This is a genomic window from Anaerococcus sp. Marseille-Q5996 (assembly GCF_946893725.1).
Taxonomy (GTDB): Bacteria; Bacillota; Clostridia; order Tissierellales; family Peptoniphilaceae; genus Anaerococcus; species Anaerococcus martiniensis.
The window spans coordinates 362,721-386,046 of sequence record NZ_CAMPPE010000001.1 but is presented as its reverse complement, the minus strand read 5'-3'; the positions used below and the strand labels follow the sequence as shown (position 1 = coordinate 386,046).

At 33.4% G+C, this 23,326-nt stretch carries 10 protein-coding genes; 2 read left to right on the top strand and 8 right to left on the bottom strand.

Going from position 1 to position 23,326, the window contains the following annotated elements; all coding sequences use genetic code 11:
• Nucleotides 1-114 precede the first annotated feature (114 nt).
• On the bottom strand, nt 115-2,289 hold the full coding sequence (locus OC526_RS01825; RefSeq protein ID WP_262121737.1) for a collagen binding domain-containing protein: 2,175 nt from the start codon (nt 2,287-2,289) through the stop codon (nt 115-117).
• 273 nt (nt 2,290-2,562) lie between these two features.
• Here OC526_RS01825 and hydG point away from each other — a divergent pair, with 273 nt between their 5' ends.
• Nucleotides 2,563-3,981 (top strand): [FeFe] hydrogenase H-cluster radical SAM maturase HydG, encoded by a 1,419-nt coding sequence (gene hydG, locus OC526_RS01820; protein ID WP_262121735.1) that lies wholly within the window; start codon nt 2,563-2,565, stop codon nt 3,979-3,981.
• Entirely contained in the window at nt 3,978-5,126 is a 1,149-nt protein-coding gene (gene hydF, locus OC526_RS01815) for a [FeFe] hydrogenase H-cluster maturation GTPase HydF (protein ID WP_262121733.1), read from the top strand. The genes hydG and hydF overlap by 4 nt, the downstream gene beginning before the upstream one ends.
• Before the next feature lie 617 nt (nt 5,127-5,743).
• On the opposite strand, the gene OC526_RS01810 is transcribed toward hydF, so the two are convergent.
• The 7 genes from OC526_RS01810 to OC526_RS01780 form a co-directional block, all read right to left on the bottom strand.
• Nucleotides 5,744-6,052: a GIY-YIG nuclease family protein gene (locus tag OC526_RS01810; RefSeq protein WP_262121731.1), complete on the bottom strand. Its 309-nt coding sequence runs from the start codon at nt 6,050-6,052 to the stop codon at nt 5,744-5,746.
• 316 nt (nt 6,053-6,368) lie between these two features.
• Entirely contained in the window at nt 6,369-7,409 is a 1,041-nt protein-coding gene (gene hydE / locus OC526_RS01805; RefSeq protein WP_262121730.1) for a [FeFe] hydrogenase H-cluster radical SAM maturase HydE, read from the bottom strand.
• Between the two features lie 550 nt (nt 7,410-7,959).
• Complete coding sequence (locus OC526_RS01800; RefSeq protein WP_262121726.1) at nt 7,960-9,219, bottom strand: ATP-binding protein; 1,260 nt, start codon at nt 9,217-9,219, stop codon at nt 7,960-7,962.
• Between the two features lie 94 nt (nt 9,220-9,313).
• Nucleotides 9,314-9,958 (bottom strand): hypothetical protein, encoded by a 645-nt coding sequence (locus OC526_RS01795; protein ID WP_262121724.1) that lies wholly within the window; start codon nt 9,956-9,958, stop codon nt 9,314-9,316.
• Between the two features lie 103 nt (nt 9,959-10,061).
• Nucleotides 10,062-10,241, bottom strand: a complete 180-nt coding sequence (locus OC526_RS01790) for a hypothetical protein (protein WP_262121723.1) — start codon at nt 10,239-10,241, stop codon at nt 10,062-10,064.
• A 302-nt stretch (nt 10,242-10,543) separates the two neighbouring features.
• Nucleotides 10,544-12,730 (bottom strand): pilin N-terminal domain-containing protein, encoded by a 2,187-nt coding sequence (locus OC526_RS01785; protein ID WP_262121722.1) that lies wholly within the window; start codon nt 12,728-12,730, stop codon nt 10,544-10,546.
• An 883-nt stretch (nt 12,731-13,613) separates the two neighbouring features.
• The gene (locus OC526_RS01780) at nt 13,614-23,006 is read right to left on the bottom strand and encodes a collagen binding domain-containing protein (protein ID WP_262121720.1); all 9,393 of its coding nucleotides are present in this window, start codon (nt 23,004-23,006) and stop codon (nt 13,614-13,616) included.
• Between the last annotated feature and the right edge of the window lie 320 nt (nt 23,007-23,326).

Below are 23,326 nucleotides of genomic sequence, written 5' to 3'. Positions count from 1 at the left end.
GCGGGGTGCGCTCAAGTAGGGAAGGAATCGCTTCGCGATATCCATTAAAAGTTCCTTTAAATCAATTTAACTTAAACATCTCAAAACATTTAGAGCGAAATTAAAATTATATTTTTATATTGAAGGAGCGTTTGCTATTTGAGTTTTTTCTTCTTTTCTTACTATGTGGTTACCAAATAGTATCATTACTAGTCCGATTGCAATAAATACTAGGATTCTGATGTCTCCTGTTTTTACTAGTGGGCCTCTTGGTATACCTGGTGTATCTTTTGGCACGTAGTATGTTCTTGGAGTATTTGTTGGTGGGACTGTTGTTCTTGTTGGTGGTGTGGTTGACCTTGGAGGAGTGCTTCCTGGTGGTGTTACCACTGGTGGTTTTGGAGTATCTGGCTTGTTTACAATCATAATTGCTTCATTGGTAGCAGATTTATTTGAAATTTCAAATACAATTGGTTTTACTTCTGGAATATATCCGCTTGGTGCGGCTGTTTCTCTAAGGGCGTATTTTCCATAAGGTAGGTTTTCTACCTTAAACTCACCATTTGATCCAGATTTTACTGTATATTTTTTGCCATTTATCTCTACAGGAATTTGTTCACCTTTATCATTTATTTTATAAAGGGCAAATGTAGCACCTGCAAGTCTTTTTGCTTCTTTTGAGTCATCTACTTTTATAAAATTATATGAGCCCTTACCTATATTTGAACCTGGAGGATTTACTCCTGGTGGATTGATAGGTCTATTTTTCATTGTGTAAGTTATGTTCTTACGTTTTAGTCTTTCAGACTCTTTGCCACGATTTTCTGGTAAATTGTAATCCTTATGTGGCTCTTTTTCTCTAAAGAAGTATTCTCCATCTGGTAGATTTTTTACTACTATTTGTCCTTTTTCGTCTGTATAAAGTTGGTGAACTTCTTCTGATTGAACAATATTTTCTTTAAATTCGTATGAACCATTGCTTCCAGCAAGTACTACTTTTTCTTCAGTGATTTTTTTGGTATTATCGTCATTGTCAACCACTCTTACTCTATAAAGCTCAAACCCTACCTTATCAATTGGTTCATTTGTAAATGAGTCTACTTTGTTAAGTTTTAGTTCATTTAGAGTTGGGTTTTTGTAGTTTTCTACTGTTAAAACTTCATTATTTTTTACTGGATAATAGTTGTCCTTATTTAGGTGGTAGCCTTCAAGACCTTTTACCTCGATAAACACATATTCATCTGAATCAGCTAGTGCTGGTAGTTTTTCAACTGCTATTTTTCCATCCTCATCAGTTTTGAAAACATCAGAGTATTGTTTGCCTACATCGTATTGTCCATTTTCGTCTTTTCCAACTGGTGTTAGTATATCGCCTGATTTTAGGTAAAGTCTAAATTCTACTCCAGCAAGACTTTCTTTTGTTTCTTCATCTATTTTGTGAAGGCCAACTTGTACATTTTTAGTCTCGCCTTTTTTATTATCCATAGATACTTCATGGCCATCTTTCCTAGTATAATCAAAAGAATCAGTATCTGGATTATCAATTACATAACCTTCTAGGGCTTTTGTTTCCGTGAATTTGTAATTACCAACAGGAAGATTTTCAATAATAACGTTACCTTCTTTGTTTGTAACTAATGTTACATCTCCCTCTCTACCTTGGTATGCATATGTACCTTCACCTGTTTTTGTTAGTGCTACAGGTTCTCCGCTTGCATTGTTAATTAATTTAAATTCTACACCTTCAAGTGGAGTACGATTTGTGTCATCATCTAATTTTTCTTCATAAACTAGGCCATATTTGTGTAATTTCAAAGGTTTATTTTGTTCAACTTTTACATTTACTTCTTGAACATCAATAATGCCTTCTTGGATATTTGTAGTTGAACTTGTCACCCTATATTCGTGGCTTTCTGCTGATTCATCTGTTTCTTTTAATAGATATGCACCTGGTGTAAGTCCTTTTAGTTCGATAATATCATGAGCATCCACTACTGTTGATTTTAAAGTTTCGCCTTTTAGATTAAGATTATCTTCAATTTCTGCAATTGTCATTGCATCAAATTTTAGACGCTTTTCTACAAGCTCATCGCTAGTTAAGTTCTTATCACTTATTTTATAGACCTTTAACTCGCGTGGAGCGCTTGACTCTTCTGCATCTCTACCATTTCTAGGTATTTTAATTGTAAGATGGCTATTGCCTGTTTTTTCTGTCTCTGCAGCTTGTGATACTGGCGAGAATATTGCAGCTAAGACCATAAATATACTTAGCAATCCAGCCATAAAGCTGTACTTTTTCTTCCTTAACATAATAAACTCCTGTCATTTAATATTTATAAAATAATTTCTTATAATTCTAGTTAGACTTATTCAGATATATTATATCTTAAATACTAGTAATATACAATGATAAAAGATAGGTAAATTTAGACATTTTAGAAGAAAATTACAATATCTAAAAACATAGTTAAAAATCATGCAAATTTAAATTTACTTTCTGAAAGAAATACTGATTGCAAATATTTTTCTATACTTGTAAATCCGATTAATTTAGTATTATAATCAGAGAGGAAAGGAGATTTTATGGCAAAATATAATCCAAAAAGCTCAGACCCAGCTGAGTTTATAAACCATGAAGAAATATTAGAAACAATAGACTACGGTCGCAAAAATGCACACAATAGACCGCTTATCATAGAAATATTAGAAAAGGCTAGAAAGGCAAAGGGCCTAGACCACAGAGAAGCTTTTGTGCTTTTATCTTGTTGCGAAGATGACCTAAATGAGGAAATATTTAAGGTTGCTAAAGAATTAAAACTTAAATTTTATGCCAATCGTATAGTTCTTTTCGCCCCATTATACTTATCAAATTACTGTATCAACGGATGTACATATTGCCCATACCACGGACATAACAAACACATTCCTCGCAAAAAATTAAGCCAAGAGGAAATCCGCGAGCAAGTAATAGCTCTTCAAGATATGGGACACAAAAGACTGGCCCTAGAAGCAGGAGAGGATCCTAGAAATAACCCTATTGAATATATCCTAGAATCTATCGATACAATTTATAATATCCACCACAAAAACGGTGCAATTCGTAGGGTAAATGTAAATATTGCTGCAACAACCACTGAAAACTACAAAAAACTTCACGATGCAGAAATAGGAACATATATCCTATTCCAAGAAACCTATAATAAAGAAAATTACGAAAAACTTCACGCTTACGGGCCAAAATCAAACTACGATTATCACACCACAGCCCACGATCGTGCTATGGATGCAGGTATAGATGATGTAGGTCTTGGCGTTTTATACGGACTTGACTCTTACGAATACGAATTTATCGGCCAATTAATGCATGCTGAACACTTGGAAGCAAAATATAATGTCGGCCCACACACAATTTCTGTCCCACGTATCCAACCAGGAGATGATGTGGATGTAGCAGACTTTGAAAATGCATTGGCAGACGATGTATTTGAAAAATTAGTAGCATGTATTAGAATCGCAGCTCCATACACAGGTATGATAGTATCAACTCGTGAAAGTGAGAAAATGCGTGGCAGACTGTTAGACCTTGGTATCAGCCAAATCTCAGGTGGATCAAAAACATCTGTAGGCGGATACACTGAAAATGTCACAGAAGGATCAGACCAATTTGAACTATCAGACAACAGAACCCTTGATGAAGTTGTAGACTGGCTAATAGAAAAAAATCATATTCCATCATTCTGCACAGCCTGCTATAGAAAAGGTAGAACTGGTGAAGTATTTATGGAAATGGTTAAAAATGTGGGAATCGGTAATATTTGCCAGCCAAATGCTTTGGTAACCCTAAAAGAATACGGCGAAGATTACGCAAGCCCAAAAACAAAAGCAGACATCGATGCCCTAATAGGCCGCGAAATCAACACCATTCCAAATGAAGAAGTCAGAAAAGAAACCATAGAAAATCTAGCATCAGTAGAAAATGGCAAAAGAGACCTATATATATGAGAACTTCGAACGGAGAAAGATTGCACATTGCCATATTTGGTAACACAAATGCCGGCAAGTCCACTCTTTTAAACTACATTACAGGCCAAGAAACCGCCATAGTTTCAGCAACTCACGGCACAACAACCGACCCAATCAATAAGCCCATGGAAATCCACGGGCTGGGGCCGGTAATTTTTATAGATACAGCAGGGATAAACGACTCAACAGACCTATCTGATAAGAGAATCTCAAAATCTCTAGGTGTTTTAGAAAAAGCAGATATTTTCCTTTATGTATTAAGCCTAGAAGATGACTTGAAATTCATTGACCAATTAAAGGCAAAAGATAAGCCAATTATATTTATCGCACCAAAACAAGATTTGGAAATTGGACAAGAAATCAGGGGAAAATTCAAAGACCTAAGACCTATTTCTATAAATGTAAATACAGATGATAGGTACAAATTATTTGAAGAAATAAAAAAAGTTGTTAATAATGATGGTCCTTTGACCTTGACCGGAAAATTGGTAAAAAAAGCTGACACAGTAGTTTTGGTAATGCCCCAAGATGAAGCCGCACCAAAAGATAGGCTGATAAAACCACAAGTGATGACCATCAGAGAATTAATCGACAAAGATGCTGTGTGTATCAGCACAAGTTTGGAAAATTTCGAAAATACCCTAAATGTTTTAAAAAATCCACCAGATTTAATAATCACAGACTCAAAAGTTTTTAAAGATGTCTACGAAAAAAGTCCAAAAGAAAGCAAACTAACAAGCTTTTCAGTACTCATGAGTGGATTTAAGGGAGATGTAGAATACTTTAGAGATTCAGTAAAAGTATTGGACAAAGAAATAAAAAATATACTAATTGCAGAAATCTGCACCCACCCACCTATCGAAGAAGACATAGGCACAGTGAAAATACCAAAAATGCTTAAGAAAAAATATCCTAATGTAAATATAGACTTTGCCAGAGGCGAAGACTTTCATGATATAGAAAAATACGACCTAATCATAGAATGCGGATCATGTATGTTTAACCGCACAAGTGTTATGAATAGGGTAAAAAAATGCAAAGAAAAAAATATCCCAATGACAAACTACGGAATGACAATCGCGTACTTGCAAGGGATAATAGACAAAATAGATTACCAGGTGTGATCTTGGTGGTTTTTTTGTGGGGAAATAGGATTTATAAATTTGAAACAGATCTCTCCACGCACTGCGCTTACGCTTGCTTGGTCGATATGGGTGGTGTATGTAATCTAGTGATTTGCAATCCCAAATTATCCATTTCGACCGAAAAATCTTTGATTTTGAGTGGAGAAATCTGAATTGATTCTATAATTACAGATATCTCCACGCATTTCTCATTCGCTTATTTGGTCGAGATGGGTAGTTTGGTATCCTAGTTGTTTGTGAAATCAAATTATCCATTTCGACTGAGGAATCTTTGATTCCGAATGGAGAAATCTGAATTTATTTTCTATTTGTGTAACAGATATCTCCACGCATTTCGCTTGCGCTCATTTGGTCGATATGGGTGGTGTATGTAATCTAGTGATTTGCAATCCTAAAATATCCATTTCGACCGAAAAATCTTTGATTTTGAGTGGAGAAATCTGACTTTATTACGTAATAGCAGATCTCTCCGTGCATTTCGCTTTCCTTTGCTTAGTCGAGATGGGTAGTGTGGATATGCTAGTTGTTTGTAAAAATCAAAATATCCATTTCGACCGAGTATCTTTGATACGAGTGGAGAAATCTGTATCATTTCCTTAATATGAACTTAAGTCATTACCCCAATTACCAGTCAAATCTTCCCAATCAGGATTCATCTTATTAATTATTCTGTCTTTTTTGATTCTACTCCACTTCTTTAATTGTTTTTCACGAGCAAGGGCACCAAATTTATCATCTGTCCATTCATAATAAACCAACTTTACAGCATTATATTTATCAGAAAATCCTTTTACCAGATGATTTTTATGCTCATACATTCTTTTTTCTAGGTTGTGAGTCATGCCTACGTAGACAGTAGAATTTGTTGCATTGGTAATTATGTAGACATAGTAATTACTGCTCATATTTTCTCCCTAATAATAAGTATTTGTAAAAACAGATCTCTCCACGCACTGCGCTTGCGCTTGTTTGGTCGAGATGGGTGATGTGAATATTCTAGTTGTTTGTGAAATCTAACTTTCCATTTCGGCCGAAAAATCTTTGATTTCGAGTGGAGAAATTTGACTTTATTAAGTAATAACAGATATCTCCATGCGCTACTCTTTCGATTGCTTAGTCGATATGGATAATATAAATATTCTAGTGATTTGCAATCCCAAAATATCCATTTCGACCGAGGAATCTTTGATTCCGAGTGGAGAAATCTGTTGTCTCTTACCCCTAATACACCAACTCAGCCTTCCTAGTAATCACATCTCCCCTATCAGTCACAATCTCATATCCAGCCCTATCTACTCTCATGCTTAGGCAGGCCTTGCATTCTGCTGCTTCATCCCCTGTACAAATTTTGTTATCATAAAGTTGATATTGTTTTCTATACATGGTTGGGGACAAGTTTGGCATTAGTACGTTTGCTCCTGCCTTTAGTCCCATTTCGCGGCCTAGTGGGTTGATTGTGCCTAGGGCTGTTGTTGCTGGTATCAATGCGTATGGGAATAGGATTCTTAAAATTGATACCAATCTTAATGTTTTTGTGTATGAACCATTTGGAAAATCTTTAAATGGTGTATCGTGGCTGGTCAAAAATGGGCCTATGCCTATCATATCTGGTTCTAGTTTTTCTAAAAATCTTAAGTCTTTTATCAAATCCTCAGTTGTTTGATATGGGCTATCCACCATAAATCCGCCGCCTACTTGGTAGCCGATTTCTTTTAATTGCCACAAGGCCTCGTGGCGTTCTTCCATGGTCATGCCAGCTGGGTGAAGTTTTTTAAAATGTTCGCTGTCGGATGTTTCTTGGCGCAACAAATATCTATCCGCCCCTGCATCATAAAATCTTTTGAATGACTCATAAGGTTTTATACCTAGTGAAAGGGTAATAGCTGTGTCCGGATGTTTTGTTTTTATTTCCTTTACTATGTCCACAATCATATCGTCTGTGTAATATGTGTCCTCCCCACCCTGCAAAACATAAGTCCTAAAGCCAAGCATATATCCAGCATCAGCGCATTGAACTATTTCCTCTGGAGTCAATCTGTAACGGTCAACATTTTTATTTGATTTGCGAATGCCGCAATATAAACAGTCGTTTTTGCAAAAATTGGAAAATTCAATAAGCCCACGGATATATACCGCATCACCATAAATGTCCCTACGAATACGATCAGCAGTATCCGCCAACCAGTCATTCATAGACTCATCCTCTATCCAATTTTTTAACTCTTCGTCTGTGTAATATGTAGTATTTTTAAAGTTTTTCATATGTCTATTATAGCAATGAATGGGAGTGCTTGTCTAATATATTTTAGTGTTTTACTAGGAATTGGGATATGAAACAGATCTCTCCACGCACTGCGCTACGCTTGTTTGGTCGAGATGGGTGGTGTATGTATTCTAGTTATGTGTAAATCCAAAATTTTCCATTTCGACCGAAAAATCTTTGATTTTGAGTGGAGAAATCTGAATTAACTACATAATAACAGATATCTCCATGCGCTACGATTACACTTGCTTAGTCGATATGGATAATATATCCTGATTTTAGAATATAAGTACAGACCAAAACCAACCATTTCGACCGAGTATCTTTGATACGAGTGGAGAAATCTGCTTTATGAATTAAAGATAATATTCATCTTGTAATCATATTAATATATCAAAGATGCTATATAAAACCCTAATGGTCATCCTAATCGAATTAATGAAGTCAATGAGTTAAATTTTTCCCAATCTTTCGTTGTACAACGTAAAATTTGCGTTGCATTTTGCGTTGCATAGATGCGACGGAAAGTCAATCGATAATAGAACAAACTTAGATTCTAGATTTATACTTAGTTCCTCTACCATTTCCAACGACCTCAACAACTCCATTGTCACGTAATTCATTTAGATGTCTGATAACTTTATCTTTATTAAATCCAGTTAATTCTTCAAGCTCTATACGTGAAAGAAGTTCATTATCAGATAAATATTTCATAATTTTTCTAGAATCAATCGAAATATCATCTATTGTAATAGTCTGAGTAACTGGCAGTGTAACAGTAATATAGTTTTCAGATACTTCAAATTCCGGATGCGATGCACTTTCTTTATAAGCCTCTTGAATTCTAAATATGCCAGTACCTAGCTTTTCAATATATCGAAGTCGAAAAAATATATTAGATATTATAGGATTTCTAGGAGATGATACTCTACGATTAAGGTACTCATGTTCACTAATCCCGTTAGGCAACCCCCCAGGAGAAGAGATTTCAATTCTATCATCATAAAAACTAACACTAATAAAAGCATCCCTATCCCATCTTCTATGAACTAAGGCATTTGCTATTGCTTCTCTAAAAGCTTTAAAAGGAATTTTTTCAATAAACTCTCTACTTTTGCCTACTATAATTTCCTGATTATAGTACTGAGTGTAATATTCAACCATTTGATTAAAAGCATCTAATATAGAAATATTTTTAATTTCTTTTCTAAAATCAATATCGCTAACACTTTTACCAAACTTTACAAAATCAATAATCTTATAATTATTCTCATCTGAAATCAATAATCCAGCATTATTATATCCCTTGTCATCAGAGTATAAGTCAAAAGATTTTAGCAAATCTAAATCTGGATCTGATATTCCCATACGTCTGTTAGATTCTTTGTTAAAATAGCTAAAAGATAAATTTTGGTATACACTAGATATTTGTTCATAATCCAAATTCTTTCCAAACAGTACTAGATCATTTAGCTCCTGTCTGTCAACCTCGACATCTGAAGAATCACTCCTCTTATATGCTTTATTGTTATAATAGTATGGCTTATTCTCACCCTCAAAAACTGTAAGAATAATGCATCTTTTTTCAAAATCTATATCAATATTAAATATCGGTCTTGGTTTTATGCTATCATTAATTTTATTCTCTATCTTTAGTTTAGTATTATCTAAGTCATCTAAACCAATAGGCTGGCCCTCATTATTCAAACCAAAAATAATAGTACCATCATTATAATTTGCAAAAGAAGAAACCGTCTTTAAAAATTTGTCATTAAGTTTTGATTTTAACTCATAATTATATACTTCCATATGAATCTCCTTAATCTTATGATAGTATAAAATAAAAAAAGTGCAACGTAAAACTTACGTTGCACTTTCTGAGAAATTAAGTAAATATCAAATACTATATATCAAACCTATCTAATGAGTATTCCAGCATATTCATATATTCTTCATTGAATCTAATATGCGCTGGAAAATAGAAGTTGAAAATTTCTTTAACCTCTTGCCTATTATTAGTAGTACTATCATCAACTGATCCTAGGTAACTATTTTTTATGTTATTAACTAAATTAAAATGTAAAACAAGCATATTTAATACACCCGTTTCTATATCACGTAGCTCTACATCTGGATTAGCTCTATATAATCTATCCTCTATATAATATTTAATCTTATTATGAGCAAGCAAAGAACCATTGTTTCCAACAGAAATTAGTTTTTTTCTTAATCTTTCATCCATAACTCCATCGACATACTTTTGTACAATTATATTTTGCTTGTCAATAATACTTTCACTTGAAGCTTCTATTAATATGCTACCCAGTCTACTTAGTTCATTGAGCATATAATTTTTTTGTCCATCAAATGAAACTTCATAATTTTTATTACTTATATTCATAATTTTATTTGCATTTGAAGCTATAATATTTGAACATCTAGAGATATTATTAGCATTTTTACTCATTATGAATGTTAATACACCAAAAACAATTGATAGCAAGATATTAGTAAAGGCCTCTATATTATTACATATCCAATTAATCATTTGATCTCTAACTCTTTCTTTGTTATTAATAAATAAATTTCGTATTTTTTTGATTCAATCTTTTATTCATAGTAGAACATTATATTGAGATGATAGTTATAGCTTAAAGAAATAAAAAGTTTATAGAAAATTCAATTAGGCCACGAATGTATACCTCATCACCGTAGATATCCCTACGAATACGATCAGCAGTATCCGCCAACCAGTCATTCATAGACTCATCCTCTATCCAATTTTTTAGCTCTTCGTCTGTGTAATATGTAGTATTTTTAAAGTTTTTCATATGTCTATTATAGCAATGAATGGGAGTGCTTGTCTAATATATTTTAGTGGTTTGCTAGGGATTAAGATATGAAACAGATCTCTCCACGCACTGCGCTACGCTTGTTTGGTCGAGATGGATAATGTAAATATTCTAATTGTTTGCAGACCCAAATTTCCCATTTCGACCGAGTTTCTTTGATACGAGTGGAGAAATCTGACATATGATTTTATTATTTTAGGCAAAATAAAAAACCAGGAAAATTAATTCCTGGTTTTTTGATTGCTTTTTCTTAATATATCTTTTTACTTATGAATATTGCCTTAAGCTTCTTCGTAAGAATTTCTTCTTTTCATAGCTACGAATGCTACACCCATAAGTGCAAGACCTGCTACGATAAAGATTAGTGAACCAATACCACCTGTTTGTGGGATTGTTACTTTCTTGTTTTCGATTTGTTTAGCATTATTTTCTGCATCTGTTTTTTCATATTTAATATCTACATCTTTTGTAGAGTATGAGCCTTCTTCAACTTTAAAATCAACAGGTTCTTGACGTTTAGCATATCCTTCTGGAGCTGTTTTTTCTTCTAGTTGGTATCCTTCTGCATATGCAAGACCTTTGATTTCGAATTGACCTTCAGCATTAGATTTTAGTACTACTGCGTTAGCTTTTTCTCCCCAATCATAACCACTAGCATTTGCTTTTACAGCTTTATCATATGCATCTTGTTTTTCATCAACTAATGCTTTAGCATTTTTGCCTTCTTCGCCATTTTGAGCTTCAGCGTCTAATTTGTTGTAAGCTTCTACTGCTTCATCTAGTGCTGCTTTTGCATCTGCTACTGCTTTTTCGTCTTTCATTTTTTCTACAAGGTATTTACCTTCTGCGTTTTTAACGTAGAATTCAGCACCTTCTAGTCTTTCTGTTCCATCTTGGTTTGTTTTAACGAATTTTTTACCACCAAGAACTACTTCTGGAACTGATGGTGTAATTTTTTTAGGTTGTTCATCTTCTGGTTTGATTTCATCGTGGATGATTACTTCACCATTTTCAGATTTTTCGTATGTTACGATATCACTTGGTTTGAATGTTTCAACAACTTTATATTTTTTGTTGTTGTCTAATCCAGTCCATTCATGTGTTTTATTGTTTTCAGTTAATGTAACTGTAGCTTCTTGATCATCTTTAAATACTACTGGTTTGCCAGTTTCCTCATCGATGATTGTTACAATTACTTCTTCACCTTTTACCCAATCACCAGTAACATTAGGGAAATCTTTTGTTACTTTGATTTTTCCGTCAACTGGATTTGTTGGTTCTGGTTTACCATTTACTGAAACGTTGTTGTCGTAGTAGAAGTCTAGTTTGTTGTTTTCTTTTACGTCTACTTCTGCATCTTCGTTTACAGTTGCTGAGTAAGTAATGTAAATTTCTGTTTCTTTATCTTTGTTGTTTACTTTTTCAAGACCAGCATCTAGTAATTGAATTACAAAACCAGTTTCTTTTGTTTCTGCATTTGCTTTCTTATAAGTAACGATATAGTCTGTTCCTAGTTCAGCATTTTCTCCACCGATTTGTAGTTTAACGTCATCGTTGAATGTTAGACCTTTGCTCATTGTATCGTCCCAAGCTAGTGTTTTGTATTTTGTTTTAGCTGGGATATTTGTTTTGATTTCGTAAGGTACTTTTTCACCTAAATCAGTAGTAGCTACTTTTTTGTCTCTTTGGTTATCTTTAACGTCTGCTCCGCCTTTGATTTCTTTAGCGTCTTCTGCATTAACAGGTCTTAATTCATTATTTTCTTTGAAGTCCTTATCAACTTCTGGCTTTTCTTGTGTGTTCTTTGGATATACGTGACCTTCTTTGATGGTACCTTTTTCATTTACCATAGGTAATGTAAGAAGTGTTGGAACTGCTTTAGAGTCTGCAAGTAAGTTGTTTTCTTTTGTTATTACTTCCTTTGCTTCTACTTTAACATCTTCTTTTTCTTGATCTTTTTTAGGTCTAAAGAAGTCTTCACCTTTTTTATAAAGTTGATTTCCTTCTTTGTCAAAATATGACTTTCCATTATAAGTTGATTTTGTTAGGTCTTCTACGATTCTATAAGTACCTGATAGGCCTTTAGTATCAAGTTTTAAACCAGCTTTATTTTCTGTTTTACCTTCTTTTCCTACTACATCTTCCCATTGATCATCATTGTTTACATCAATTTTATCTTCAGCTATACCTTTTTTTAGGCTTTGAAGTTTGAAGTAAACTCCATCAATTTCTTCAGCTGATTGGTCACCAAAGAATTCTTTGATGTTTCCAATTGTTGTACCATCATATTCTTTATCCACATCATGTGCATCAAGAGCTTCTTTTGTTAGTAGTATCTTGTGTATAGTTACAGATTCTGTTTCTGTAGCTTCATCTGCATTAGCAGTGGTAAATGGAGCTACTAATACACCAATAACCATAGCAAAAGCTGCTAAGAATGGCATTAGCTTGTTTGTTGCTTTTTTCATATTTTTCTCCTTTTTTATTATTTTGCGAAAAAGCAATTTTCTTGTTGATATATTAATTAATCTAGCTTTGGACAACTTTCGTTTGGGTGTGAGTGGTATCACTTATGTAAATTACTAATTATCAACCTTAGTTTAATTATAATATATCAGCTTTAATAGATTCAATAGCTAAAGAACATATTGTTAGCAATATATTTGCATATTGGCCAATATGTTTAAAATAATAGTAATTATTGCATTGTGCTATCGATATCCATGGCTTGATTTGCCTATCAAAACTCCGAAAATACTCGGTCAAATCTGTAGTATTTTTCTAAAGACTTTAAGACTTTAGCAAAGACAAGTTTTATGTCTAAATTTATTTTACCGAAGAAAGTAACGTGCTGTCATTATTCGTTATTTTTATAACTACTTGTGTCGGATTTGCCTTCTAAATTTGAGTATCGATTAGTAACTATTTGTTTAATATTATACGTTATAAGTAAGATATATACAATACTAATTTAGTCATATTTAACTTTTTACCTAACTTTTCCCAATATATTAAAAATGTGGACAATAAGTATAAAATATTAAGTTTTTGTACTAAATTTATGCATGTCATATATAACATGCTTATCTAGTATACTATTGATTTAATAGCGTGCAAGAAAATATTGCAAATTTTTTGCGGGAAGATTTAGGAGATTTTTCTATATATAAGTAGTAGCTATTTTGGGTGGGTTTTACGATTTATTTGTTGGTGTGTTTGTAATTATAATTGTAGCTAGGGTTTTATTTTTTATGTAATTGCATGGGCAAGTTATTAAGAAAATCAAAATAAAGACTCAGGATATGAATCCTAAGCCTTTTTGCAATATTCAATTGTTATTTTCTTGTAAATTTACCTGCCATATCTATCAGAACGACGTCTATTTTTGTCATTTTGGTAGATAGCAAAGTAAGCAATACCCGCAAGCATCACCGCCGTACCAATAAGGGCAAATCCTATAAATGTACCAGCACCACCTGTGGATGGGTAACTAGCCTTTTTGTTTATGACGTTTAAGGTAATAGTATCATCAGTTCTTGTAAAGTCAGCTGATCCATTTGTTGATGTTATATTTACCTTTCCATCATTTACACTAATATTCCATGTTGTATTGCTTATACCGTAGCCTTTTGGAGCCTTTGTTTCTTCTAATAGGTATTCGCCATTTTCTAGGTCGGCAAATTCTACTAAACCTGTTAGCACTTGTTCATCTTGAGTTATTACTTGTTTTGCTTTAATAGGGTTTTCTTTATCAACATTTTCACCTATTACTTTGTAAAGCTCGAATTCTGCACCTTCAAGTTTTTCCACTCCATCTTCTCCAACTTTTTGGACTCTAAATTTACCTGTGTAAGGAGTGTTTTCAATAGTAGTTATTAGATTTTCATTGTCAGCATCTACGACACCATGTTCGTTCTTTTTGATGTCTCCATCGATATCTACGAAGAATTCTTTTACAAATTCTCCTGTAGCTTCTTTAATAGGTTCGTTGTCTATTGGTTTATTGGCAGCGTAGTAGCCTTCAGGCATTTTGGTTTCGTAAATCTTATAGTGGCCTGTTTTTAGATTTGTAAGTTTTATCTTACCATCTGCCCCAGTTGTAAAGGTAGTAGAACCATTTGAGTTTTTTATTTTAACATAATTTTTGTAGAGGTTATTATCACTTGTTCTATTTGCCTGTTGGTCCCACCAAATTTCAAAATCTACACCTTCTAGTGCATCACCTGTCTTGCTATCTTTCTTAGTAAATTCTATCTCATTTGATTTATTTTCTAGTTGTAGATTAGCCGGGGTTGTGCTTGTTTCTTCAGTAATAGTCGCTTCTACGTCATTATCAAGCTTTGGATTTTCACTTATAGTTGTCTTACCATCATCATTTACTTCAATCTTCCAAGTGTTAATAGTTCTTATATATCCATCTGGAGATTTGAACTCTCTTAGTTCGTATTCTCCAACTGGTAGATTTTGGTAATTGACTGTAGCATCTCCATTTGTAAGAGCAGCGCCAGAGTTTGTTGTAAATGTTCCGTCTGTCTTTACATATTGGCCTGATTCCAAATCTTTTAATAAGAATCTTGCACCAATTAATGGTTTAATTGAATCTCCATCTTTTTTAACTTTATTAACTTGGAGCTCACCATTAACTTTTTTCTTGTTGACTATATTTAATGAATCATTGTCCTTAATATCTTCCATACTTTGGAAATATTTATCTCCAATAGATATATTTTTAATAGCTAGGCTTCTTTCTTCTACCGTAAACTCAGCTACTATTAGACCACCTGCTTTATTAGTGGTTGAAATATGCTTGTAACCTTCTGGGGCAGATGTTTCTACTAGTTGGTATCTGCCTGGAGTGGTTGCTGATAATGATATTAAACCATCATCAAGGGTTTCAATATCTTTTAATACTGTTTCTCTATTAGATTCAATCTCGCCGTTTTCATTGTAAGTAACCCAAACTCTATCAAGTTTAAACGTTGCTCCTTTTAGAGCCTCTCCGTCTTTATTTACCTTTTTAAACTTAATATCATTTACTTTGTTATAAATTACATAAGTTTCGTCCATATTTGGATTTTCTGTTTTAGTATTTCCAAAAGCTTGGTTGGTTGCAAGATTTGTAATTTTACCATGATCAACAGTAAATGTTGCTACTTCAAGCTTTTCTTCAAGGTATGGATAACCAAGAGGTGAAGCTATTTCATATACGGTATATTCTCCATCTTCTAAATTGGCAAAGCCAAATTTACCTTCGCTATCAGAAGTTGTTAATGAGCCTTCTACTAAATTTCCATCTTTATATAGCTCAAATTGTGCACCGTATAAGTTACTATCAGTCGATTTATCTTTTTTGACAAAACTTATAGATGGTTTCTTTTCATTTATTACTATAAAGGTTGGTGATGGTGATGTTGTGTTTCCTGGAATCTCTTCAGTTTTTACTAGTGCTGGGATTTGTTGAGTGCTTGAAGTGCTTGAGTTATCTGGTATGTCAGTAGTCCAGTCGAACTTCATTTCTGAACCTTCTTTTTCATTATCAACAGTTGCTGTTACCTTAACTAACATAGCCCAGTTTCCGCCAAATCTACTATTTGTCCCATTTACTGGGAATTTAATCCAAGCATTAGTTGAATTAGGTTGGATTGTATTTTGTGTTAATCTTGTATTACCATAACCCATGGTAATATTTCCTGCATTTCCATTTTCAGCAGTCACAAGTTTTAGATTGCTCAAACTATTAGATACTATCTGATCTCTCATTTCTTGAGCAATAGACTGTTTTTTCTCTGGAAGCACGTCAAATAGTTTGACTTCATCTATCTTTTTAATATTTCTAGTAGATAGATTTAAAGTAGTTGCCTTATCTGTGTAGCCACTATTCTTATCATCATCTGGTTTAAGCATTATATATTGAGTGATTTGTTTTGTCTCTTGGTTTGTTAGCTCTGCATAGTCCAGTGTGTTCATATATGATGGCCAAGCTTTACTTGCGTTAGTGTATGTTGCCTGATTCGATTTCCATGATCTTAGCGGTGTTTCTTTGGTGGTTGTTTCTGTTACAACTTTGCTGTTAGGATCATATTTTTCTTTAATTAAAGAATTATCATCCCAAGAAACATTACCATCTTCATCAACAGTAATAGTTGCTGTCTTTTCATTTCGCTTATAACCATCTAGAGTTATTGTCTCTTTTAGTTCATAGCTTGTATTAGCATCAAGCAATGGTGATGAGATATAACCATTAGAATTTGTTGTTAATTTTTCAGTTTTCTTAGTTTTATTATTTGTAAGTTCAAATTCAACACCTTCTAGGCTATTTCCATCAGCGTCTTTTTTGTAAAGTTCGAACTTAGCATTGTTTTTCTCGTTCTTAATTTCTGCGTTTATTGTATTATCTGATGTTGGAGATGATTTAACTTCTGTTATAGCACTAGTAATCTTATAGCCATCTGGAGCAGCTATTTCCTTTACATAGTAAGTTATGTTAGGTTGAATTTCTATGCTATCAAAAACTGCGTAACCATGCTCGTTTGAGGTCACTTCTTGGAGGTAAGATCTATCATTTATCGCATCTTCTTCAGTACTATATAGTCTAAACTTAGCACCTTCAAGACCTATCTTTGTCTCACTATCTACTTTCTTAATAGTAAGTTTTGCAGAATCTGGTTGTTTCTTTTTGTTGGTAATTGGAGATGCCATTACAGCAGGTGCTGATGAATTATTTGCCCCATCAGAATCTCCTTGTCCAGATGTATTATCGGAGCCTGTTGCTGTGTTAAACATTAGTGAAGGGATTGCACCGCTTAAATCAGTCCTGTCGAGTGTTAATGAGTCCAAAGCAAGTGTATAACCAGCAAACTTTTCAGCATTAGTAATATTTATTTTTGTCGTGATAGTATTTTCTTTTTTTGCAACTAAATTTGAACCATTTATAGTTTTACTATTTAAATCATTATCTAAAGTCATACCATCTTTGGCAGCTAATTGGATATTTTTTCCTTCAAGTCTAGATTTTCCACCATTAATGTAATCTAGTACTTCAGAAAAATTATTAGTTTTATAATTCTCTTCAAAATGATAAATATTTCTATTATAAACCTTATCTATTTGATATTGATCAGTAACTTCTTGCCTATGGTAGGCAAATATTGGAATTCCAAGTAAAGCTAGTTCATTTCTTCCTTGAGTCATGTTGTAATTATCAGTGAAGCCAATTATGTTATATGAATTACTAAAGACTGATAAAACAATAGTAGGTGTGGTTTTATATGATGTTCCAATAAGTTGCTTTATCTTTGTGAATTGATTTGTATATCTATTTGAATCATTTAGGTCATTGTTATCTGTTACTTTTATCCCTTTTATTATATCTGCCTTACCTCTGATGTCCGCACGGTTTATTAAGTCTTTTATTATTTTTAGATCAGCATCATTATCATATATATAGTATATATTCACTTTTTTTGAAAACGAATCTGATAATGGTGTAATAGTAAGGTCTAGGTCAAAGATATTTGGTTTATCTGTAGGTTTTATACTAGATTTGATACTTCCTAGAGTGGTAAAGTCTACTTTGATTTCTATTGGTCCTTTTCCATCTCCAGCTTCGATTTTACTTGCATTTGACTTCGTAATATCAGTTCCCTTATCATCAAAAACTCTAGTTTCATTATTCTCAGATACTACAACTTTCCAAGTATTAGTATTAGCATCATATCCTGGAAGTGATTTTGTTTCCTTTAGTATATATGTGCCTGGTAATAGTTTATCAAAACGAATCTTACCATTTTCATCTGTAAGCTTGCTAGCCTTGTATTCAAAATATTTATTTCCATCATAAACTTGTCCATCAGAAGTAAGGGTAAATTCTACTCCTTGTAATTTTTCTTTAGTGTCCTCATCAATCTTTTCAAACTCAAAGGCACCTTGACCTTCTTTTGGTTTGGTTTCGTTTGTGATAATATTATTTTCAACATTTATCTTTGTGGCTTTGTAGAATTCACCATCTTCAACAACTTCAAATCTAGCTTTTTCTCCAAGGTTGATGTCTGTGTCATAGTCTGCTCCTGGAGCTTTTGTTTCTATTACCCTGTAATCACCTAGGTCTAGGTCTTTCCAAGAAATCTTACCATTGGTATCTGTGGTTTTTCTACTTCCTGGTAGTTCTTTGTAGATGGTTGAATCAGGTTTTTTGTACTCTAGGATAAATTCTGCTCCTGCTAGGACTTTTTCAGAGTCTTTGGAATCTACTTTTGTAAATTCTATATTTGCTAGAGCTGAATTTTTCTTATTGATGATATCTACAGTGCTATTTCCATTTTTAAACTCACTGATGATTGCTTTATTTTCTACGGTATTGTTAGAATTTACAGTGAATGTTGCTACTGTCTTACCTTCATTGTCTGAGTAGTTTGGTTGAGCTGACAGATCATACTCAACTACTTCATAAGAACCTGGTAGTAGAGCTTTCCAGCCAAATTTACCATTAGTTCCAGATTTGACCATTTCATCACTGGTTAATTGCCCATTTCTCTTTAGTCTAAATCCTATATTTTTAAGTGCAAGTTTTTTTTCATCTATTTTTCTAAACTCAATTTCATTGATAGTATTTGTAGCGTTGAAATTTATATGTGGTTCTTTTTCTCCTCCGACTACAACTTCTGAAATTTGGTCGTTAAATTGATATCCTCTTGGTCCTTGGACTTCCTTCAAGTAGTAAGTACCGTAGTCAAGGTTATCAAATTTCGCTACTCCCGATTCATCTGTTACAAGGGTTTTGATTACTGTTTTTTTATCTTCATCAAGTAACTGGAAGGCAGCTCCCTGAAGTTTAGTTCCTGCTTTATCTAGCTTATTTACTGTGACGCTTCCTTTTTCGGATCTTCTCATAGTATCACCTGTGATGGTGTTTTGGTAGGACCTGGTCTTATCATGTCCGTAGTAGAAGATTTGGATGTCTTTGTCATAGTTTACCTTGTCCCAATCTTTTCCTTGGCTTATACGGTTCTTTAACCCTTTGGCATAGCTGTATTCAGCACTTGAGAAGTAGTCGGGATTATAACCTCCGCCATTTCTAAAGGATTCTGCGTAGTTTTCTCCAGCAATCCAGTAGTATAGGTTGTATTGGATGATCTTGTAGTAAGATTGCTCATCAAGATGGTATTCTTCTGCTAATTCTTGGCCATACCAATATAGTCTAAGTACATATTCATATAAGCTAGAATAAAATTTGTCGTTTACAACGCTACCATTCATCTTATAAAGTGGTGACGCCTTTGCCTCATTTGCTGTAGCAAGGGAAGCAATGGCCTTGCCATTTTTGACCCAATCACTTTTAGCTGTAGACCATTCGCCTTTGGTAATAGTTCCATTAAATTTGTACTGTCTAGTTGGTTCTGGTTTTCCTGGATTTAGACAAAATACAATAACACCAGTGTCAATGAAGTTTGGATCATTGTATCTAGGATTTTTACTTGGGTCTTTAGGAATGAATGCCTTCATTGTGTTGGCTTGGTCTTTTGAAAGTGCTACTTCATAGCCAGAGCCATCGTTGTGGGTTTGTACCTTGTGGAGGTATTCTAGACCTGTTGTGTCTACTGTATCCTCTGGTTTTCTTTCTAATACAGGCTTGTGGGCAATTGATGCAGATTTGCCAGAGTCTAGGCTTAGGGTTGTAAATTCTTCTTTATTTGTAGCTTTGTCAGTAAAGGTGTAGTTTACAATTGTGCCTGGCCTGTTGCCTATTTGATTTTGTAATTCGTTAATACTAATATTTCCTAAATTCTTAGCATCATAGCCAGCAGTATTATTTGGTACTAGGATTTGTATGCTTGGTCCTGTTAGTCCTTGACCGTCAGTTTTTGCTGAGTAGGCATCTATTCCTACTCTGTTTTTGTTGACAAGATCTTCTGCTGGGAATGTTTCTGAAATGGTCCATGTGATTTGACCATTTTTGTCAATATTTCCAAACATTGATACTGTATTTTTGATGTTGTCAGTGTCTGTTATATTGTCGTTGTAGTCTAGAGACCTAAATTCGTTGTATGGGAAGAGGTCTTGCCAGCCATTTGGCTCTAAATATACCATTCTGGTATCTATTAGATTTATGCCGTTTCTGTATGGGTTGGCATCAGATGTGTCCTTCCATTTGATTAGGAAAGGATATTTATGTGATAATTCATCAAAATTTTCATAAAATTCATCTAATAGTTGATTTACATAGTTTTTGTCTGGAGAAACTTTTAAGCCAATAGCATAGTTTTGACGTTTCTTAGGTGCCTTTGCCACTACATAGATATTGTAGCCTTTTTCTGTAAGTTTATCTTTTTGGATAGGGAAACTATAAAGGTAATGTTCACCCTTTTTCTCTGTCATTGAACCAGAGTAGCTTGTAGTTTCACCTTCTCCATCTTCTACTACAACCTTGTAGTCTTTTAGGCTTTGACCTACTGGTGCGTAGATAGAGAAGTTCAAGTTATCATATTTGTACTTATCTTTTTTGATTTCTGTTATATCCATACCTGATTCGTCAACACCAGGTATATTTATTTTCCAACCTACATAATTACTTCTAATAAGTTGGTCTGATGAATTTGTATCATCTTTAGTAAAGTTATTTTTAACTATTTCAAAAAGTTCTTCTTCGTTTGTTGCCCTAGTTAGAGTTTCTGTGAAGTACTCAAGTTCTGTAATGAATTTTTCATTAGAGAATGATGGACTAATTGTATCAGCAAACACATGTGGGTTTAGTTCATCAAGGTAAGAAGCCGCCACTATTTCGTCAATAGTGAAGTCGCCGATTACTTTTTCAACTTCATCTTTATTTTCTGTAAGAATTGCTTGAAGGTCGTCTTCTTCTATGTCATATGTTTTTGCATATGATTTTAGGAAGGCTATGAAGTTTTCTGCTGATATATTTTCTTCTGCAAGCTTTTCTGCTAGCGCTTCCTCTTTTGTTTGATCAGTATTGATAGTAGTTGTGTCTTCTTCGCCATCATTTGCTATTTCTTCATTTTGGTATAAGTCACTTAGAATATTGAAGAAGTCTTCACTTGTAATGTTGTTTTCTTCTCTAATGCTTGCTAGTGAAGCTTCCAATTCTTCTTCTGTAATTTGGCCAGACTTTTCTTTGGCAAATTCTTCTTTGATTAGAGCTTTAATTTCTTCTCTAGTTAAAGCATTTTCACTTGTTTGATCAAAATTTGTAGCTTCTTTGATATCTACATTAGCTACTTTGTATTTGTCTTCATTTAGTCCTCTTAATAGGGCTGATATAATTTCTTCAGCTTGGGCAGAATCGATATTTTCTGCTTTTGCTATATTTTGGATAGAAGCTTTGAAGTCATCCCAGTTGATTTCTTCTTTATTATAGCTTTCTAATACTGGAACAATTTGATTTGTTGCATTTTCTAGATTAGTTGAAAGTTTACTATTTTCTTTTAAATCTGAAATATATGCATCTTTATTCAGTGCAATTGCTGATTGAGCGCTTTTGTTGGATTCTTCTGTTTTTTGTCTTTCATCTTCTTCTTTAGTTTTAGAGTTTTCTTCTTTTGAAGTATCAGCAGGCAGAGGGTCAGCGTCATCTTCTGATGGTTTTTCTTCTTCTCCTGCTTGAAATGTTTCTTCTATATAGCTTGGGTTTTGGATTTTGATTCCATTAAATGCATATTCTTTTGCATTTGTCTTAGCTTTTGGTCTTGTGTTTAATTCTAATTTTGCAATATAGCCTTGTGGGATAGATAGTTTTAGGCTATTTGAAAACTCTAATGTTTTTGTAAATGATTCGTTTAGGATGTAGCCTTTTTCGCTTGCCTCGTAATATTGGATATTTATTTGACTTTCACTTGTGTCTTGGTTTTGGTCAAGATTTATGTCGTAGGTAAATTCTTTGTCATCTTTGTTGTTGATGTAGTCTGTCCATGTGATTTGTGCAGGGGTATTAGCGAATAGACCTTGACTTTCTTCTTTATATATAGCTTTGTATTGGTGGGTATTATCTGTGATTTCTTTTAGGCTTTCTTCTTGATTTTTAAGATCACCATTGTGGTCTATTATTATGTCGTTTTCCTGTGGTTTGGCGATTTCTAGGGCATAGCGTGATTGGTAGATATTTTCTAGTTTTTTGATTGCAAATTCTAAGTCCATATTTGGAGATTTTTTGTCAATATCTGCCAAAGCTTCATCAGATAATTTTGCACTCAAGTAATAAACCATTGCAGTTTCTGCGCTGGTTGTAGATATGCCAAATGTTCTTTGATTGTCTTGTGGTGTGAATAAACTTGCAGTATTTTGTGAATATTCTGCATCTTCTTCTGTTCCATCAGCAGATAATTCTTGAACTTTTTCAACTTTTAAATCTTTTAGGTCTGTATTTTGGGTAATGGCAAAGATTGCTGTTTGATTTTTGTCTTTGTCATCAGATTTTTTTGATTTTACTAGAATTTTGTAATCGATTTGTCCTGTAGTCTTGGATAAGCTTGCTGATTTTTCGATTAAATATTCATCTGTCTCGTCTATGCTAATCTCTGATTTGATTAGCGTTTGTTTTTCTCCTGTGCTTTCCGTACTGTTTTCCTCTGGATTTTGCGTTTGTGTTGCAAGACCCATAATGCTTGTCGAAGCATTGTAAGTGCTAGCTTTATCATCCATTGCCATAGCAAATATTTCAGTTGGAAAAACTAAAATAAAAGCTAATACCAATGAGGATAGCTTTAGCAAATAATTATTAAGTTTACCTTTCATTAAAACCCCTTTCGCATATTTATAAATTAAAATAAATAATCATGATATTTTGTTAAGTATAATTTAGCTATGTTGAAATAAATCCTAAGAATATTACTTTAGTGTTGATATTATACCATGTAATCAGATTAAATGCAGTAGTTTAGGATGATATATTTTATGTAAAAGATTGCTAAATTTCTGCAAGCCTTGCTATCACTATGATTGTGAGTAGATTATAAAAAAAGAGATGAGCATTTTCCCAATATATATAAAACATAAATAATAAGATTAATTAGACTTTTATAATAAATATAAAAAACCCTAGGATTTGGCTATCC

What these genes read in the sequence shown, in the direction of transcription:
- hydG (WP_262121735.1), top strand. Translation starts at nt 2,563, where the DNA reads ATGGCAAAATATAATCCAAAAAGCTCAGACCCAGCTGAGTTTATAAAC.
- OC526_RS01790 (WP_262121723.1), bottom strand. Translation starts at nt 10,241, where the DNA reads ATGAAAAACTTTAAAAATACTACATATTACACAGACGAAGAGCTAAAA.
- hydF (WP_262121733.1), top strand. Translation starts at nt 3,978, where the DNA reads ATGAGAACTTCGAACGGAGAAAGATTGCACATTGCCATATTTGGTAAC.
- OC526_RS01795 (WP_262121724.1), bottom strand. Translation starts at nt 9,958, where the DNA reads ATGATTAATTGGATATGTAATAATATAGAGGCCTTTACTAATATCTTG.
- OC526_RS01825 (WP_262121737.1), bottom strand. Translation starts at nt 2,289, where the DNA reads ATGTTAAGGAAGAAAAAGTACAGCTTTATGGCTGGATTGCTAAGTATA.
- OC526_RS01810 (WP_262121731.1), bottom strand. Translation starts at nt 6,052, where the DNA reads ATGAGCAGTAATTACTATGTCTACATAATTACCAATGCAACAAATTCT.
- OC526_RS01800 (WP_262121726.1), bottom strand. Translation starts at nt 9,219, where the DNA reads ATGGAAGTATATAATTATGAGTTAAAATCAAAACTTAATGACAAATTT.
- OC526_RS01785 (WP_262121722.1), bottom strand. Translation starts at nt 12,730, where the DNA reads ATGAAAAAAGCAACAAACAAGCTAATGCCATTCTTAGCAGCTTTTGCT.
- OC526_RS01780 (WP_262121720.1), bottom strand. Translation starts at nt 23,006, where the DNA reads ATGAAAGGTAAACTTAATAATTATTTGCTAAAGCTATCCTCATTGGTA.
- hydE (WP_262121730.1), bottom strand. Translation starts at nt 7,409, where the DNA reads ATGAAAAACTTTAAAAATACTACATATTACACAGACGAAGAGTTAAAA.